Genomic DNA, 809 nt, shown 5'->3' with positions numbered 1-809 from the left:
AAATCCAGACGACGACCGACTGCGCCACCTTTTTTCAGGATGTTGGTCGTTTCTTTCACGTGAGAATCCAGACGATCTAGCTCTTCTGCAACGTCTGACTTTTGCGCTAGCAAGATAAGCTCTTGTTCTACACGAGAAGCATCCAGTTCAATTTTCGCATCTTCAAATTTTGAGAATAGACGCTCACGTTGCCATTCTAGGAGTTCAGGCATGCGAGCACGAACTTTCACCACTTCTGCGGTAATCGCGTCTAGGCGTTGTTCGATCAGCGCTTTCATGTTGTCGCCTTCACGGCCACGCGCTTCAATAAATTCACTAATTGCTTCATCAAATGCAGCAAGCAGTTCTTTGTTGACCTCATCCATGTTTTGCTCAGGAGTTTCCATCACACCAGGCCATTGCATGACTTGAAATGGATTGATGCGGCTAAGCTCACCAGTCATGTGCATAACTTGTTCAGCAGCTTTAATCACTTGGGTTGCCAACGCTTCATTGATGCTAAGCTCGGCTTTTGCTGCAGGGTTCGCTTCGAAACGAAGGCTACATTCCACTTTTCCTCGCGCTAGACGTTTACGAAAACGCTCGCGTAGAACTGGTTCTAAAGCTCGGAATTGTTCTGGCATGCGGAAATAGGTTTCTAGGTAACGCTGGTTTACACTGCGGATTTCCCATACCGCTGAGCCCCAATCGCCTTTTACTTCTTTGCGCGCATACGCAGTCATACTGTAAATCATCGAATTTTCCTGTCTTCATTTTTTGAAAATTACCTAGAGAGTGTATCACGGAGCGGCAAGAGGTGCGCGGGCTGT

The 809-nt window shown here is 47.1% G+C and carries 1 protein-coding gene; it reads right to left on the bottom strand.

What is annotated here, in order from left to right:
* On the bottom strand, positions 1-734 hold a 734-nt coding region (locus tag R7Q48_RS26305), incomplete at its 3' end, for a YicC/YloC family endoribonuclease (RefSeq protein WP_318133137.1).
* Between the last annotated feature and the right edge of the window lie 75 nt (positions 735-809).

Source organism: Vibrio sp. 378 (genome assembly GCF_033339435.1).
The sequence above is the reverse complement of the archived record's forward strand: the minus strand, read 5'-3'. Positions and strand labels throughout refer to the sequence as shown.